Source organism: Bradyrhizobium sp. A5, from assembly GCF_042076515.1.
GTDB lineage: Bacteria > Pseudomonadota > Alphaproteobacteria > Rhizobiales > Xanthobacteraceae > Bradyrhizobium > Bradyrhizobium cosmicum.
In genome coordinates, this window is record NZ_CP148990.1 from 1,808,055 (window position 1) to 1,825,060 (window position 17,006).

General features: G+C 64.7%; 12 protein-coding genes. 10 read left to right on the forward strand and 2 right to left on the reverse strand.

Annotated features, from left to right (window positions below; translation table 11 throughout):
- Positions 1 to 101 precede the first annotated feature (101 nt).
- The 4 genes from WHZ77_RS08530 to WHZ77_RS08545 all read left to right on the forward strand — a co-directional run bounded on the left by WHZ77_RS08530 (position 102) and on the right by WHZ77_RS08545 (position 5,394).
- Positions 102 to 2,687 (forward strand): EAL domain-containing protein, encoded by a 2,586-nt coding sequence (locus WHZ77_RS08530; RefSeq protein ID WP_375313272.1) that lies wholly within the window; start codon positions 102 to 104, stop codon positions 2,685 to 2,687.
- Between the two features lie 101 nt (positions 2,688 to 2,788).
- The gene (locus WHZ77_RS08535) at positions 2,789 to 4,003 is read left to right on the forward strand and encodes an ABC transporter substrate-binding protein (protein WP_375313273.1); all 1,215 of its coding nucleotides are present in this window, start codon (positions 2,789 to 2,791) and stop codon (positions 4,001 to 4,003) included.
- A gap of 74 nt (positions 4,004 to 4,077) precedes the next feature.
- Positions 4,078 to 4,662 (forward strand): Crp/Fnr family transcriptional regulator, encoded by a 585-nt coding sequence (locus WHZ77_RS08540; RefSeq protein WP_375313274.1) that lies wholly within the window; start codon positions 4,078 to 4,080, stop codon positions 4,660 to 4,662.
- An 87-nt stretch (positions 4,663 to 4,749) separates the two neighbouring features.
- The gene (locus WHZ77_RS08545; RefSeq protein WP_375313275.1) at positions 4,750 to 5,394 is read left to right on the forward strand and encodes a hypothetical protein; all 645 of its coding nucleotides are present in this window, start codon (positions 4,750 to 4,752) and stop codon (positions 5,392 to 5,394) included.
- Between the two features lie 400 nt (positions 5,395 to 5,794).
- Here WHZ77_RS08545 and WHZ77_RS08550 read toward each other — a convergent pair whose 3' ends face one another.
- Positions 5,795 to 6,406, reverse strand: coding sequence for a TetR/AcrR family transcriptional regulator (locus WHZ77_RS08550; RefSeq protein WP_375313276.1), 612 nt, complete (start codon positions 6,404 to 6,406; stop codon positions 5,795 to 5,797).
- Between the two features lie 127 nt (positions 6,407 to 6,533).
- On the opposite strand from WHZ77_RS08550, the gene WHZ77_RS08555 reads away from it, so the two are divergent.
- From WHZ77_RS08555 to WHZ77_RS08580, 6 genes are all read left to right on the forward strand, one after another.
- The gene (locus tag WHZ77_RS08555) at positions 6,534 to 7,766 is read left to right on the forward strand and encodes a cytochrome P450 (RefSeq protein ID WP_375313277.1); all 1,233 of its coding nucleotides are present in this window, start codon (positions 6,534 to 6,536) and stop codon (positions 7,764 to 7,766) included.
- 139 nt (positions 7,767 to 7,905) lie between these two features.
- Positions 7,906 to 11,568, forward strand: coding sequence for an AsmA-like C-terminal region-containing protein (locus WHZ77_RS08560; protein ID WP_375313278.1), 3,663 nt, complete (start codon positions 7,906 to 7,908; stop codon positions 11,566 to 11,568).
- A gap of 174 nt (positions 11,569 to 11,742) precedes the next feature.
- Positions 11,743 to 12,918, forward strand: coding sequence for an IS481 family transposase (locus tag WHZ77_RS08565; protein WP_375311030.1), 1,176 nt, complete (start codon positions 11,743 to 11,745; stop codon positions 12,916 to 12,918).
- A gap of 263 nt (positions 12,919 to 13,181) precedes the next feature.
- Positions 13,182 to 14,300 carry a DUF2336 domain-containing protein gene (locus WHZ77_RS08570; RefSeq protein ID WP_375313279.1) on the forward strand — a complete coding sequence of 373 codons (1,119 nt, stop codon included), beginning with the start codon at positions 13,182 to 13,184 and terminating at the stop codon, positions 14,298 to 14,300.
- 34 nt (positions 14,301 to 14,334) lie between these two features.
- The gene (locus WHZ77_RS08575) at positions 14,335 to 14,568 is read left to right on the forward strand and encodes a hypothetical protein (protein WP_375313280.1); all 234 of its coding nucleotides are present in this window, start codon (positions 14,335 to 14,337) and stop codon (positions 14,566 to 14,568) included.
- Between the two features lie 204 nt (positions 14,569 to 14,772).
- Positions 14,773 to 15,258, forward strand: coding sequence for a DUF417 family protein (locus WHZ77_RS08580; protein ID WP_375313281.1), 486 nt, complete (start codon positions 14,773 to 14,775; stop codon positions 15,256 to 15,258).
- A gap of 15 nt (positions 15,259 to 15,273) precedes the next feature.
- Here the strand turns inward: WHZ77_RS08580 and WHZ77_RS08585 are convergent, their stop codons facing one another.
- Positions 15,274 to 16,809, reverse strand: a complete 1,536-nt coding sequence (locus tag WHZ77_RS08585) for a cupin domain-containing protein (RefSeq protein WP_375313282.1) — start codon at positions 16,807 to 16,809, stop codon at positions 15,274 to 15,276.
- Between the last annotated feature and the right edge of the window lie 197 nt (positions 16,810 to 17,006).

Here is a 17,006-nt window from a genome sequence, read left to right on the forward strand (position 1 = left end):
TCTTGGCAGGGCGCAACCCGGTTGCAAAAACGTCTTGGACACCATCGGAACGCTAGCGTCATGGCAATTGCCGTTTCTTCCCGATGCCGCCGGGTCTGCCGATGTCTGCTTCCGATTATACAGTGACCGAAATCCCCGACGTGCTCCGCGCTGTGCTCGAATGCGCCGACGACGGGATCGTCGTCGTCGACGACGCACACCGCATCACGCATTTCAATGCGAGCGCCGAGCGGATATGGAAGCTTGCGCGCGCCGAGGTGCTCGGCCGCGACGCTGCCGTCCTCGACCTCGCATTCCTTCAGGCCGATCCAATTGCGGATTCTCGCGACGAGATCAGCCTGGTGCGGCACGACGGCAGCCGGATCAGGGCGCTGATGTCGCTGTCGTCCACGACCGTCGGCGGCGCAACCCATCACATCCTGTTCGCGCGCGACGTCACTGCTGAGGCCGAGCGCCGCGCCAGGATCGGGCTTCTCAACGCGGTGTCGGACCAGACCAACCGCGTGGTGGTCATCACCGATACCGAACAGAACATCCGCTACGTCAATTCGGCCTTCACGGCGCTGTTCGGCTATACAAGCGCGGAGGCCGAGGGGCGCCGCGTGGCTGAACTCATCGCCGGTTGCCATACCAACCGCACGGCCGTCGCCAGGCTCATCAAGCGGCTCCTCGATGGTGGCCGGCGCGGCGAGGTCGAGACGCTCGTCTACAACAAGGACGGCGGGGAGATCTGGGTCTCTGCCAGGATCGACGCCTTCCGCGACAAGAAGGGCCGGGTCAAGCACATCTTTGCCCTGCTCGATGACATCACCGAGACGCGGCAACTGCGCTCGCTTCAACAGCTCATCATGAGCGCGCTCGCCGACGAAATTCCGATCGCCGAGATCGCCGACCGGCTGTGCCGCCGGGTCGAGGAGATCGCGCCTGACGTCGTCTGCTCGCTGCTCCATATCGACTCGGCCGGGTTGATCCATCCGCTCGGCGGCCCCAGCCTGCCCGAAGACTATTCCCGCGCACTGGACGGCGTTGCGATCGGCCCCAATGTCGGCTCCTGCGGCACCGCAGCCTTCTACGGCGAGCCGGTGCTGGTGACCGATCTTGCGACCGATCCGCGCTGGCTGCCTTACAATGCGCGGCCGCTCGAAGTCGGCCTGCGCGCCTGCTGGTCGACGCCGATCAAAGCCAAGGACGGCCGGGTCATCGCCACCTTCGCCTTCTATTTCCGCGAGCAGCGTGCGCCGAGCAACTGGCACCGGCGCATCGTCGAGGCCTGCGTCAACCTCGGCGCCTTCGCGATCGAGCGCAAGGAGGCGCGCGCCGAGATCGCGCGGCTCGCCTATCACGACATCCTCACCGGCCTGCCGAACCGCGCGCAGCTTCGGCACCTGATCACCACGGCGATCGATGCCTGTCCGAACGGCAGCCACGTTGCGCTGGCCTTCCTCGACGTCGACCATTTCAAGGACGTCAACGACACGCTCGGTCACGCCGCCGGCGACGAGTTGCTGGTCCAGCTGGCGCAGCGCCTGCGTGAGCATATCGGGCCCGAGGACATGCTGGGCCGGCTCGGCGGCGACGAATTCGTCATCCTGCTGCCGCAGCGTAACGCCGAGAGCGCCGAGCGCGTCGCGGCCGGGATCATGGAGGCACTCGCCGCACCTTTACGGCTCGGATCGAAGCTGATGCCGCTGTCGGCAAGCATCGGCATCAGCCTCTATCCAGATCATGCCACCGACATCGACACGCTGATGCAGCAGGCCGATGCCGCCATGTACATGGCCAAGCAGGCGGGGCGTTCGACCCATCGCATCTTCAGCGCCGAGATGAACGGGCTCGCCGAGCAGCGCTTGGCGCTGATCGCGGCGCTCCGCCGCGCCATCGCCGAGGGCGCGCTGACGCTGAACTACCAGCCGCAGATCCGCAGCTGCGACGGCGCGATCCACGGCGTCGAGGCGCTGGCGCGCTGGCACGATGCCGCGCTCGGCGACGTCTCGCCGGCAAAATTCATCCCGCTCGCCGAGGAGTGCGGCCTGATCGAGCAGATCGGCCTGTGGTCGGTGCGCGAGGCCTGCCGCCAGATGGCGAGCTGGCGCTCCGCCGGGCTCAACATCCCCAGCGTGTCGGTGAACCTGTCGCCGATCAATTTCCGCAACGTCACGCTCGCCGCGCGGCTCAAGGACATCCTCGCTGAAAACGCGCTGCCGCCGGACGCGCTGATGCTCGAGATCACCGAAGGCACCTTCATGCAGGACGGCGCCGCCGCGCTGGAGACGATGCATGCGATCCGCGCGCTCGGCGTCGGCCTGTCCGTTGACGACTTCGGCACCGGCTATTCGAGCCTCAGCCGGCTCGCCCATCTGCCGATCCGCGAGCTCAAGATCGACCGCAGTTTCATGCGCGACATCGAGCGTGACGCCGGCGCCGTTGCAATCGCCACCGCCGTGGTGCGCGTTGGCCAAGGCCTCGGCATGACCGTCGTCGCCGAAGGCGTCGAGACGGAAGGCCAGCGCAAGGTGCTGGCCGAGCTCGGCTGCGACATCGTCCAGGGCTTCCTCTACGCCCCCGCGCTTCCCCCCGTCGCGTTCGAGCGCTGGCTGATCGAGCATTGCGCCGAGCAGGCGAGGGCGATGCTGGCGCGGCTGGATATGGGGACGGCGGGGCGCGACGAGGTGAAGCGGTCGGCGTAGGCGCCTGCAGCCTGGCGACTTAGAGGTCGACATTCCAAAAAGCCAGGATCACTATCCCGGCAGACGTCGCGGCAAACAGCGACGCTGCAGGGAGAAACGAAATGCGGTCTTGCATCACGGCGGCTGTTGTCGCGGTCTATGGCATGATTTCCACTGCGGCCTGCTGGGCCGCCGACAAGCAGTACGATCCCGGCGTCAGCGATAACGAAATCAAGATAGGACAGACGATGCCCTATAGCGGTCCTGCGTCTGCCTATGGCACGCAGGGCAGGACCGAGGCGGCCTATTGGAAGATGATCAACAGCCGGGGCGGGATCAACGGTCGCAAGATCACGCTGCTGAGCATGGACGACGGCTATAGCCCGCCGAAGACGGTGGAGCAGACGCGCAAACTTGTGGAGCAGGACGAGATTCTTGCAAATATCGGATCGCTGGGCACGCCGACGAATTCCTCAATTCAGAAATATCTGAACGGCAAAAAAGTCCCTCACATCTTGATCTCCACGGGCGCCTCGAAGTGGAACGACGCGAAGAATTTTCCCTGGACGACGCCGTTCTATCCGCCCTATGCGCAGGAAGCCAGGATCTACGCAAAGTACATCCTCAAGGAACTCCCCGGCGCGAAGATCGGCCTGATCTACCAGAACGACGATTTCGGCAAGGACTACCTGAAGGGCTTCAAGGAAGGGCTCGGCGAAAAGGCCGATCTGATCGTGAAGGAACTCAGCTATGAGGTGACAGATCCCACGATCGATTCCCAGATCGTCACTCTGAAGAGTGCGGGTGCCGACGTCCTGATGACTATCACGACGCCGAAATTCGGGGCTCAGGCGATCCGCAAGGTGAACGATCTCGCTTGGAAGCCGACGCACTTCATCGTGTCGGTCGCGAGCTCGATCGGCGGCGTGCTGGAGCCTGCCGGGCTGGAGGCGTCCACCGGCCTCATCACGGCGCTCGCCACCAAGGTCGTCGGAGATCCCGCCTGGGATTCCGATCCCGGTGTACAGGACTATCTGGCGTTCATGAAGCAATGGTATCCAGAGGGAAACCCGATCGATGGCAGCAACCAGATCGGTTACACCTCCGCACAATTCACGGCGATCATCCTGAAGAACTGCGGCGACGTGCTGACCCGCGAAAATGTGCTGAAGCAAGCCACCAATATCAGCAAGGTCTCGCTGCCACTGTTGCTACCCGGTATCACGGTGTCCGTGTCGCCGACGGATTATTCGACCTTCGACACCTTCAAACTCGCCAAGTTTGACGGCAAGACGTGGAAATTCTTCGGCGAAAATCTGAGTGCCGCGTCGCGCTGACGTCGACGGATCCGCATGCAAGGACGCGGCGAGGTCGCTGCGTCCTTGTAGATCGCCATCGCATTCCTGAGACCATGGCAGATTGGCTCACGCAAACAGTTAGGGCTGCTGGAATTCAGCGAAAGCTCAAGGCTGGACAGGTGCTGTTTCGCGCGGGCCAGCTGACGACGGGTCTTTTCGAGGTCACGAGCGGATCCGTTCGACTCGTCCGCGTTGACCCCAAAGGGCGCGAGACGGTTCTCTACGTCGCCGCATCGGGCGAAATGCTCGCGGAGGCCTCGCTGTTCGCCTCGGCCTATCACTGCGATGCTGTGGCGGTGACCGCTGCAATGGTGCGCCAGTATCCCAAGGACCTGGTGCTGGAGGAATTCACACGCAATCCTGCCGTCGCTGAAGCATTCATGGCCATGCTGGCACAACGGGTCATGGATTTGCGCGCGCGCCTCGAGCAACGCAATATTCATTCCGCAAATGATCGCGTGCGGCACTACTTCGCGCTCCATGTCGGGGACGACGGGTCCGTCAAGGTGCCGGGGACCCTCAAGGACCTTGCAGCCGAGCTCGGCCTTACGCACGAGGCGCTCTACCGAACACTCGCGAACATGGCAGCCGCTGGGGAGATCGAGCGACTCAAGAACAAGATCAGGCTTCTGAGATAGCCGTCAAGCATATGATCCGGATCATATGCGAAAGCAGCCGCGGGGCGTATTCAGCGAACAGGGGCACGGTACAGAAAGGGATCGTTCATGTCGTCATGGTCATTGAAGGCCGGCTTTGCCGGTGCGGCCCTTGTCGCCGCGACGGCATACGCAGCGGCGCAAATGCCTGATCACGCACGGATGCACGGGAAGACGGGAAGTTCCGACCAGCGACAGATGATGCAGTCGGGAGGCATGCACGATGACATGATGCAGGGCCGTCACAGGATGATGAGGGACGAAACGAACGGTCAGCCCGTGATGCCGGGCCAGGAGGTGTTCGGCACCATTCAGGAGATTGTGCGCATTCTGGAAGCGGATCCGAAGACCGACTGGTCAAAGGTCAACATTTCTGCATTGCGCGAACATCTGATCGATATGGACGAAGTAACGATGCGCGCCGCCGCCACGCAGCGTTCGCTCGATAACGGGATTGAGATGACCATTACAGGTGAAGGCCGCACTCTCGAAGGCATCAAGCGCATGGTCCCCGCGCACGCGCGCGAACTCAGTCAACTCGGCTGGAGCGCGACAACTGAAGACCTGTCAAACGGCGTGAAGCTCGTGGTCGTCAGCCCGGACGCGAAGGAAGTCACAAAGCTCAAGGCTCTCGGCTTCATGGGCATTATGGTGCAGGGGGCTCATCATCAACAGCATCACCTCATGATGGCGAAGGGCGAGTTCAGCCACTAACCGAGGCGACTTCGCATCCGTCTGACCTTTCGGGCCAGCAGCACGTCCGGTTGCTGGAAGGGGCACGCCGCTGGAAGGGATGGTCCGCATGGCGTGGCTCAGAAGCGCCGCCTGAATACGCAAAACTGGAATGATTGCTCCGTTCCCAAGGGGTCGCATGGAGATGCCTTCGCGTGTCGACAAGCTCAAACGAGGGCCGGAGAGCATTAGTGGCGTTCTCCGTCCGGGTCGGATTGCAAGGTCAGGAGATGGTCATTGCTGCCATTCTCGGCGATAAGCATCCGTCCATTCCATCAGTTTCGTCCCGTCAGCCTTGCTGCGAGAAGCGGGGATACTGCAACGGGGCTCGCGGTCTGCACTCCGGACATCCCGCCTGCATGAGAACCCGCTGCAGGCGGTTTCACTCCGCCGCCAGCCCCGTCCTCCGCCGCAAATCCGTGATCGCGCGCAGAAAACTGTCCGCCGGCGTGGTCTCCGGATCGATCAGCCGGTGCAGCCGAAAGCCGTCTTCCAGCGCCAGCACGACGGAGGCCATCCAGGGCGGGTTCAGCGAGCCGTTCTTGCCGTTGCCCTTCAACGTCGCCTCGACGATGTCGGCGATCAGCTTGCGCCGGGCGCGCAGGCGTTTTGCGAGCTCCGGGCGACGCTTCTCGGCGCGCGCGACGAACAGGATCATCTCCATGTGGAGCAGGGGCGAGCGGCCGAGCGGGTCCTGTCTGGTGCGATCCATCGACCTCAGCGCGGCGATGAAATCGTCGAGATTGTCGTGCTGCGCCAGGATGTCCATGTTGCGCCGGATCGACTGCTCGACATGGTCTTCGAGCATGGCGATAATCAGCTCGTCCTTGCTCTTGAAATTCGAATAGAACGCGCCGCGGGTGAAACCCGCGGCGGCCGCGATCGCCTCGATGCTGGCGCCGCCGATGCCGTCGGCCTCGAACACGCGCGCCGCGGCCTCGAACAGTCTGTCGCGTGTGTCGTCCCGTGTCGGTCTGGTTCTCACCCTTGACATCGGAGCAGGCTAGGGCAGAATGCAACTCGATACAACAATGTATCGTGTTGATAATTTCAGGGATGGTTACGCGGGCATCGGGGCTGCCGGCGTATTCGTGTCATGCGGCAACCGATGTGAGGTCACCATGAACGAGCAAGTGCAACCCGCAGGCGACGATCCGCTGTTCAACCCGCTGGCGCCGGATTTCATCCGCGATCCCTATCCGCACTATGACCGGCTGCGCACGCTCGATCCGATCCATGTGACGCCGTTCGGCCAGTTCGTCGCCAGCCGCCATGCCGACGTCAGCCTCGTGATGCGCGACAAGCGCTTCGGCAAGGACTTTGTCGAGCGCTCCAAGCGCCGCTACAGCCCGGCCATCATGGACGAGCCGGTGTTCCGCAGCATGAGCCACTGGATGCTGCAGGCCGATCCGCCCGACCACACCCGCCTCCGCGGCCTCGTCGTCAAAGCTTTCACGGCGCGCCGGGTCGAGGACATGCGACCGCGGATCCAGGAGATCGTCGACCAGGCCATCGATGCCGTGATCGATCGCGGCCACATGGACCTGATCGAGGATTTCGCCTTCCGCCTGCCCGTGACCATCATCTGCGACATGCTCGGCATCCCCGAGGACCATCGCGAGGTCTTTTACAAGAGCTCGCGCGACGGCGGCCGGCTGCTCGATCCCGTGCCGCTCTCGAAGGAGGAGATCGCCAAAGGCAACGCCGGCAACATGATGGCGCAGATGTACTTTCAGCAGCTGTTCGAGCTGCGCCGCAAGAATCCCGGGAACGACCTCATCACCCAACTGGTGCAGGCCGAGGAAGACGGCAACAAGCTCAGCAACGAGGAACTGACCGCCAACATCATCCTGCTGTTCGGCGCCGGCCACGAGACCACCGTCAACCTGATCGGCAACGGCCTCCTGGCGCTCCACCGCAATCCGGACCAGCTCGCGCTGCTGAAGGCGCGGCCAGAACTGATGGTCAATGCCATCGAGGAGTTCCTGCGCTACGATTCCTCGGTGCAGATGACCGGCCGCGTCGCGCTGGAGGACATCGAGGACCTCGGCGGCAAGCCGATTCCCAAGGGCGAGACCGTGCTTTGCCTGCTGGGCTCGGCCAACCGGGATCCCGCGGTCTACCCCGACCACCCCGACAGGCTCGACGTCGTCAGGCAGAACGTCAGGCCGCTGTCGTTCGGAGGCGGCATCCATTTCTGCCTGGGTGCCCAATTGGCGCGCATCGAGGCCGAGATCGCCATTGCGACGCTGCTGCGGCGGCTGCCCGATCTGCGCATCGACGACGTCGAGAACCCCAAATGGCGGCCGACTTTCGTGCTGCGCGGCCTGACGGAGCTCCCCGCCAGTTGGTAAGCCGGGGGCGTTAACCTCCGCGCGCAACAGTCGCTGTGACTTCGCCACACTTCCCCATATATAAGGGGCTGTTCCGGCGCGCCTGAAACCTTCCAGGTCAAGGTTTGGCCCGGGTCACGGTTTGGCCGAGGGGAGACCCGTGCAGACGACGCTGCTCGGATTGGCGATTGCCTTCATCTTGGCGCTGCTCGCAGCGCTGATCGGGCCTTACTTCATCGACTGGAACCAGTTCAGGCCCCAGTTCGAGGCGGAGGCCGGCCGGATCATCGGCGTGCCGGTGCGGGTGGCGGGCGAGCTCGACGCGCGGCTTTTGCCGGCGCCGACCCTGCGGCTGCGCGCGGTCACCTTCGGCGGCAACAACGATCTCGGCCGCCTGCGCGCCGACAAGCTCGACGTCGAGTTCAGCCTGAGCTCCCTGATGCGCGGCGAATGGCGCGCCACCGAGCTGACCGTCAACGGCATGGCGGTCGATCTCGGCCTCGACGCCAGGGGCCGGGTCGATTTGCCGTCCACCGCGAGCGGCACCTTCAATCTGGCCTCGCTGGCCATCGAGCGGGTCAACCTGACCGGCCGCATCGCCCTGCACGACGCCGCCAGCCGCTCGACGCTGGAGCTCAACGACATCGCCTTCTCCGGCGACGTGCGCTCGCTGGCGGGCTCGGTGCGCGGCGACGGTCGATTCACCGCCGCCGGGGTGCGCTACCCATTCCGCGTCTCCTCCGGCCCGAGCGCCGACGGCAGCGCCACCCGTCTCCACCTCAACATCGATCCCGGCGAGCGCGCCATCCTCGCCGATCTCGAAGGCGTGCTCGCCTTCGACAACCGCCTGCCGAGATTCGATGGTGCGCTGACGCTCGCCGTGCCGGCGACCAGGAAGGCGGGTGAGGCGGGGCCGACGCCGTGGAAGCTCACGACAAAGCTCAAGGCCGATCCGGCCGGGGCCAAGTTCGATCAGGTCGATGTGAGCTTCGGCGCTGATGACAACGCGTTGAAAGTCGGCGGTGTCGGCGATCTCAGGTTCGGCGCCTCGCCGCTGCTGCGCGCGGTGCTGTCGGCGCGCCAGGTCGACGCCGACAAGCTCGCCGGCAAGGACGATGCCGAGCCGCTCCGCATCCTGCCGGCGCTGCGCGCCGGCCTCGCCGCGATCCCGCAGGCGCCGATCCCGGCGCAGATCGAGTTCAACTCCGACCAGATCATGCTCGGTGGCCGTCCGCTCCAGAACATCACGACGGAGCTTCAGACCGACGGCCGGTCCTGGACCTTCCAGCGGCTCGAGCTGCGCGCGCCGGGCATGACGCAGCTGTCGCTCAACGGCGCCACGCCCGGCGCCGACAGTTTCAGCGGCCGTCTCAGCGTGGAGTCGGCCGACCCGGATACGCTGGTGGCGTGGCTCCAGGGCCGCAGCGAGGTCAACCGTCGCAGCACGCGGCCGCTGCGGCTTGCGGGCGACGTGACGATTGCCGCCAACCATCTCGCCATCGACAAGCTGAAGGCCGATATCGAAGGCGGTGCCGTCGAGGGCCGCATCGCCTTCGTCCAGACCGGCGCGAGCAGAGGCTCGCGGATCGACGCCGAGCTCAAGGCCGACCGTCTCGATCTCGACGCCGCCGCGAGCTTTGTCCGCGCGCTTGGCGGCCCACAGGGCGAATGGCCGGAGGAAGCAAAGTTGTCGCTCGACGTCGGCCGCGCGATCTCCGCGGGCCAGGAGCTGCGGCCGTTCACGGCAAAGCTCGGCTACGGGCCGGCGGCGCTGTCGCTGGAGCAGCTGCGCTTCGGCCAGGCCAGCGGCGTGACCACCGAGGCGAGCGGCGGCTTCGACCGCGTCAAGGCCACAGGCAGGCTCGCGCTGAAATCCTCCGCCAGTTCGCTGCGCGAGCTCACCGCGCTGCTCGAGCCGTTTGCGCCTGCGGTGCGCGCACGCTTCGATGCCCTCCCTCCGCTGCCCGGCGCGACCCGCCTGAAGTTCGACCTCAGCCTCGACAGGAATGCGGAGCATGCCGATCGCAGCGACGCCCGCGCGGTGCTCGACCTCGACGCGCCGCAGCTCAAGGCCACCGCGACGCTGGTCGCGCAGACGCCGGCCGCTGCCGTCGACGGCATCGACATCGACCGCTTGCGCAACAGCGACTTCACGCTGGAATCGAAAGCCTCGACGCCGCAGGCCGGTGCATTGCTGGCGCTGCTCGGGCTCGATCGGGTGGTGGCCGCAGGCGAGGGTGCCTCGCAGTTCGAAGGCAAGGTCACCGGCGCCTGGCGCCGGCCAATGCAATTGACCGCAAAGCTCGGCGGTGGCGGCCTGGACGCGGATGCGCAGGGCAGCGTCGATCTGTCCGCGCCCGAGCCGAAGGCCAGCGTGAACCTGCGCGTGCGCAACGCCAATCTGGCGCCGCTGTTCGGCACCAGCCCGACCGACAAATCGACCCGGAATGTCAGCCTGTCCTCGCGCGTCGGGCTGTCAGGCAACCGCCTGACCTTCGACGATCTCGACAGCAGCGCGGCCGGCTCGCATCTGCGCGGCCATCTGTCGGTAACGCTGGATCAGGAGAAGAGCGTTGACGGCGAAGTCGGCCTCGACACGCTCGACCTGATGCCGGCGCTCGCGATGGCGATCGGCGCTGCCGGACATGATGCCGGCGAGCCGTTGAGCCCCGGGCTTCTCGGCGGTTGGCGCGGCCGCGTCGCATTCCAGGCGTTGCGCGGGACGCTGCCAGGCGGTATCGAGCTGCGCCCTGTCGGTGGGGTCATCCGGAGCGACGGCCAGTCGCTCGCGCTCGATGCGCTCAAGGGCGGCGTCGGCGGCGGCGAGATGTCGGCAAGCCTTGACGCGCGGAATGGCGCCAACGGCCTCGCGCTGAATACGCGCATCGATCTCAGCAATGTCGATGCGACGACGCTGCGTTACCGCGATCTCGCGCTGCCCAAGGGGCGCGCCTCGATCCAGATGGCGTTGACGAGCCAGGGCCGCAGCGTCGCGGCCTTGACCGGCGCGCTCGCCGGCAACGGCACGGTGACGCTGGAGTCCGCCGAGATCGCCGGCCTCAATCCGCGTGCTTTCGAGATCGCCATCCGCGCCAGCGACGGCGGCCAGGTCGCGGACGACAACCGGCTGCGGCAACTGGTCGAGCCCGCGCTTGCCGCCGCGCCGATCGCGGTCGCCTCGGCACAGATCCCGTTCACGATCCGCGACGGGCGCCTGCGCGTCGGTGCGACGCCGCTCGAGGCGAAGAATGCCCGCGCCATCGTTTCCGGCGGCTACGACATTCCCGCCGACCAAGCCGACATCCGCGCCAGCCTGACGCCGATCATGACCGGGCTGTCCGGCGCGCCGCCGGAGATCCAGCTGTTCGCGGCGGGTCCCCCCGACAGGCTGAGCCGCACCGTCGATCTGTCGCCGCTGTCGTCATGGCTTGCGGTGCGCACGATCGATCGGGAGACCCGCCGGCTGGATGCGATCGAGCGCGGCGAGCCGCCGCCGGCGACCGCCGCGCTGCCGACGCTGGTGTCGCCGGAGCCCGCGCCGGAGCCGTCGCTGACCGACGTGCCGCTGCCAGGCCGCGATCCGCGCCGCGCACCGCCAAAGCCCAAAGCAGCGCCGACGCCGAAGGCGCCGCAAGCAGCGCCCGCCGCGCCAAGCCCTCCAATCACAAGCCCTCCGCTCACAAGTCCTCCACTCACGAGTCCGCCGCTGGCAAGCCAGGTCGCGCCGCTGCCACCCCCCATCGAGGTGAGGCCTGCCCCGGGCCCGCCGCCGGCAAAGCCCAAGCCGAAACCGCCGCTGGTCCTGACGCCGTCGAATCCGTAAGGCGATTAGGTCGTCATGCCCGGGCTTGTCCCGGGCATCCACGTTCTTAGGCGCGTGCGGTGAGGCGTGGATGGCCGGGACGCGTGTTTAGCCCGGACAGATCACTGACGGGTGTTCGGAGACATAGCTGACACATCAACATTGGCTGGATTGGTCCGATTCGGGAGGCCGTCCATGCCCTGGAGTGAGGTGTCAGTAATGGATCAGCGCCATGAGTTCGTGCGGCTGGCCTTGCAGGAAGGCGCCAATCGGCGCGAGCTGTGCCGGCGGTTCGATATTAGTCCTGACGTCGGCTACAAATGGCTGCGGCGCTGGCTGGCTGGCGATCGGGAGCTGGCCGACAGCTCGCGGCGGCCGCATGCGATGCCCAGGCGCAGCGAGCCTGCGGTCGAGACGCAGGTGCTCGCGGTGCGTGACAAGCATCCGGCCTGGGGCGCGCGCAAGATCGCCCACTGCCTGAAGCGGAACGGCCAGACGGTACCTGTGCCGTCAACGGTGCACCGGATCCTGTGCCGGAACGGCCGGGTCAAACCGAGCGAGAATGCGCCGCCCAATCCGGGACACCGCTTCGAGAAGGAAGCACCCAACCTGCTGTGGCAGATGGACTTCAAGGGCCACATGCCGCTCGCTGACGGCACGCGGTGCCATCCGCTGACCATCGTCGACGATCACTCGCGCTATGTCCTGTGCCTGAAGGCGTGCGCCGACGAACGGCGTCTTACCGTGCAGGATCACCTGACGGCGACGTTCCGTTGCTATGGCCTGCCGGAGGCCTTCTACACCGACAACGGCTCCCCCTGGGGCGATACGTCCGGCGTCCGCTGGACCGGATTGAAGGTGTGGCTGCTCAAGCTGGGCGTCAGGGTGGTGCATGCCCGGCCATGTCACCCACAGGCCCGCGGCAAGAACGAACGCTTCCATCGCACGCTGAAGGCTGAAGTCTTTGCGATGCGTCGCTTCCGCACTCTCCCGGAAGTCCAACGCGCCCTTGATGCCTGGCGGCCGGTCTACAATCTGGAGCGCCCCCACCAAGGCCTCGATATGCACGTTCCCGCCGATCGCTTCCGACCGAGTGCCCGTGCCATGCCGGCCCGTGTCCCGAACGTCGAGTACGACAGCGGCGAGATCGTGCGCAGGGTCTCATCGACAAGACCCTACATCTCCTTCAAGGGACGCTTCTGGAAGGTTCCTCAGGCCTTCGCACGCGAACGGCTTGCCATCAGGCCGCTGGATCGTGACGGCCATTACGGCATCTTCTTCGCCAGCTGGCAGGTCGCATCAATCGACTTGACTAACCGCCAACCTGTCAGTGATGTGTCCGAACAGGTGTCAGCCATGTCTCCGGACTAAACAACGCGCCCGGCCATGACGCCGGGGAGGCATTAGTGCCTCCAGCTTCATCGGCAAGCGGGAGAGGGAGCACACCTCTAGCCTTACCCGCCGGTAAACCCATTCCATCGCATTTGAATGAATTCTCGTCAGCAAAACTGATCTGCCGACTTTACCGGATTCCAGCGTTTGTTCCCTAGTGTCTGTTCCCAGAGGAATTCGGCATCCTGCCAGCACAAGCAGGATGGGCTCGCCAAGAACTGGGAAGAACTGGGGTGAACGACATGAACGGGGCGAAATCGCTTCTACAGGATCTGGACGACGCGATCGCGCGCGGCACCGATGAGAGCCGGGCGAAGGCGTTGTGGCATGCGACCGATATCCTGATCACCGGCCGCTACAGCGAGAACGAGATCAGCACGTTCGGCGAGGTCATCGGGCGTCTTGCTGACGAGATCGAGGTTGCCGCACGGGCTCAGCTCTCCGAACTGATGGCGGGCTGTGATCACGCCCCGCTCAACGTCATCGCCAAGCTCGCCCTCGACGACGAGATCGATGTCGCCGGTCCCGTGCTGCGCGACTCCACGCGGATCGATGAGAAGATGCTGGTCGAGAGCGCCCTGACCAAGGGCCAGTCGCACCTGCTGGCGATCGCCCAGCGCAAGTCGATCGGCGAGGCCGTTACCGACGTGCTGGTCAAGCGCGGCGACCAGGAGGTCGTGACCTCCGTCGCCAGGAACGAGGGCGCACGGTTTTCAGGCTCGGGCCTGCTGCACATGGTCAGGCGTGCCGAGGGCGATTCGATCCTCGCCGAGCAGCTCGGCCTGCGCAAGGACGTGCCGCGTCACGTCTTCCAGCAGCTCATCTCCAAGGCGTCGGAAGACGTCCGCCGCCGGCTCGAGAGCGAACGCCCCGAGATGATGTCGCAGATCCAGAGCTCGGTGACCGAGGTCACCGGCGATCTGCAATCCAAGTTCGGCCCGTCCTCGCGCAGCTATTTCGTGGCCAAGCGCGTGGTGACGACGCAGTACCGGCAGGGCAACCTCAACCAGGACTCGATCTCGAACTATGCGCGCCAGCACCGTTTCGACGAGGTGCAGATTGGCCTGTCGCTGTTGTCGTCGCTGCCGGTCGACGTGATCGAGCGCGCGATGATGGACCGCAACCGCGAGATGATCCTGGTGCTGTGCAAGGCGCTTGATTTCTCGTGGGATACGACGATGTCGCTCCTGTTCCTCGGCGCCAAGGATCATCTGATCACGGCGCGCGAGCTCCACGACAGCGAGCGCGAGTTCGGCCGGCTCAAGATCGAGACCTCGCGCAGCGTCCTGAAATTCTACCAGTCCCGCAAGACGGCGGGTGCCGACGCGGGCCGTCAGCCCGAGCTCCAACAGGTGCACTGAGCATCATCCCGGAATTCGAAGGGGAGTATTTGCAATGTTGCCTCAATTCGGCACCGCGGTTCGCAAGACCAAAAGCCTCACCGCCGAGACGAGCGGGTCGGCTCCGGAGAAGGCCACGGTCGATGCCGCCTGGCTCGTGCTCGAAGCCGCCAACGATCTCGGCGACCACGCCGCGATCGAAGCCTGCCGCCGCGTCATCGACGCCGAGCTGAACGGGACCGTCGCCGGCAGTTCGGATACCGATCTCGTGCTGGGCTATTTCAGGTAGGATTCCGTAAGGCCGGCAGGGCTCATTTGAGTCGTGCCTACCATCGATCTGCGTCGCGATCGCGGCGCAAACACGCGCGTTGCACGCAACTGTGATCGGTGGAGTCACCGCCCCCCACGTAACGACCAACCCTCCCTTACGTACAGCCCGTAGCGAACATTTCGTTCGCCAACAATTGCACGTGCAATCAGGGAGATTCGTCCTATGAGAGGCTTCAACGTCGCCGAGAATGGCGGCGGTTCTTATCGTCCGCTCGCCATACTCCGCTGGGTCATGGTGATCATCTTCATCTCGTTTGGAATGCAGAAGTTCACTTTGCAATCCGCACAGGGCATCGCTCAGTTCATCAGCAACAGCCCGTTCGTCTCCTGGCTGTCGATATTCGGCTTGAGGGGAGAGGCCTATTTTCTCGGTGTTGCCGAGTTCTTGATTGCGGCGCTGCTGGCAGCAGGTGCATACAGCCCGGTCTTGTCGGCGCTGGGCTCACTGATGGGCATGGTGACCTTCGCGGTCACGTGGTCGTTCTTCTTCACGACACCGGGTGTCGTCAAATGGAGCCTTTCATCCGATCCCATGGCGTGGAATTTGGCCGGCGAATTCCTGTTCAAGGACATCGTCCTGCTCGCTGTTTGCTCGGTGCTGTTTCTGGCGTCGTTGCCGCAATCGGTCATCCGGTTGCGCACTGGCTGATCGCTCTGTCGCCGCTCACCGCCGAAAACGGCCGATCCAGACGGTGAGCCGGCCGCATTCGGGGTCCTCGACCACGTGATCGACAACGTCAAAGCCGTTGCTGTCGAGCAATTGGCGGTACTCGGTCGCGTCAAGACTTGCATGATAGAGCGCCTCGCCCTCAAAGCTCCCGATGGCTTCCCCAAAAGATGGGCCGCTGGTGAACATCAGCGCGGCCCCGGCAGCTGCATGCCGCCGGAAGATCGGAAACATCCGGCGCTGGTCCTCAGGGTTCAGATGGAAGAAGCTGTTCCAGGCGAGCACGCCGTCGAACGTCGCGTTCAAGTGCAACGAGCGCATGTCAGAAACGAGCCAGGTCGCGTCGGGAAAATAGCCTTTTGCGATGTCGATCATTTCGGGAGCGGCATCGATCCCCGTGACGGCACACCCCGTTTCGAGCAAATAGCGCGCGATCGGCTCGCCGGGGCCGCAACCGATATCGAGCACTTTCGGCTTGGCAGGCAGAAGCGCGACAAACCGGTCGAGCCACTTGCGCTCCGTCAGATGCCGGCCCCGCTGGCGTAACCAGGCGGCCGCGTGCCGGCGATACAATCCAACGATATTGTCGGCATCAGAATTCATTCGCCCCTCAGCCATTCTCAGCGCGCCGGGCCGCACGCCGTATTCGCGCATGATGGCCTTGCTCAAGGCGCCTTCGGACGCATAGCCGACTTCGCCGGCGATCTTCGCGATCGGATCGGAGGTCCCGGCCAGCCGTTTGCGCGCGGTCGTCAGTCTCAAATTGGACAGGAACGTCATCGGAGTCGTCCCTGCATACTTTCGGAAGGCGCGCACCAACGTCGCGCGCGACGAGATAGCGACTGCTGCCATCTCGTCGAGCGTCCAGTCCCTGGCAAGATCGTTGAGGATCGCCGACACGACACGGGCCGTCGTGCGGTCGCGCAATAGCGAAACGGTATTGTTCCCGGAGGCATCGTCCGCCAGATGGTCGCGGAGCATCATGACGAACAGGGCCCTCGCGAGGTCGGCTGCGACCATCTCCGATCCAACCCGTCCTGCGTCGAGCTCATCGCGGATGTCGGTCAACAGGTGCCGAAACCTTTCTAGAATCGGCTCTCCCGCTGTGTGAAGGACGATTTCATCGGGAAGCGCCGCGATCAGCGGGTTCGCGTCCGACGTTTCAAACAGGAGCCTGCCGCAAAGGAATTCGGTATCGACCTCAGCGTCGACCGTGGCGCGGTGGCGGACACCGTTTCGGATATTGCTTGATATCCGCGTTGCGGCGCGGCTCGCTTGACCTCGTACCACGTGACTATCGCCGTGCGGCAGAAGCAGAATGTCACCGGTTTCCAGCCTCTGCGAACCCAGGCCCGGTCTCTCGACCACGCAAGAGCCGCGCGTGACCATGTGGAATTGCGCCCATCCCCTGCCGTTTGGCGCGTGTAACGATTCCCAGCTGCCACCAAATCTGCAGGAGTCGTCGATAACGGGGCGGATTTTGAACAGCGGTACCATTGCTTTCAACCATTCCGCTGCTTCTGCCCCCGGCATCCGTCACCCCTTGATCCGCCCGGACATGACTCCGAGCCGCCTGGCCATTCTACCGAGCCGTGAGCGCTTCTAAATCACAATCGATCGCGCGAGTCATCGCGCCAATGGGTGCCTGAATGCTCATGGAATCTAACACAACCTAACGCGCAATTTCGGCGGCGTCCGGTAAATGTCGGGATGAAAGCGGCAGGCATTCC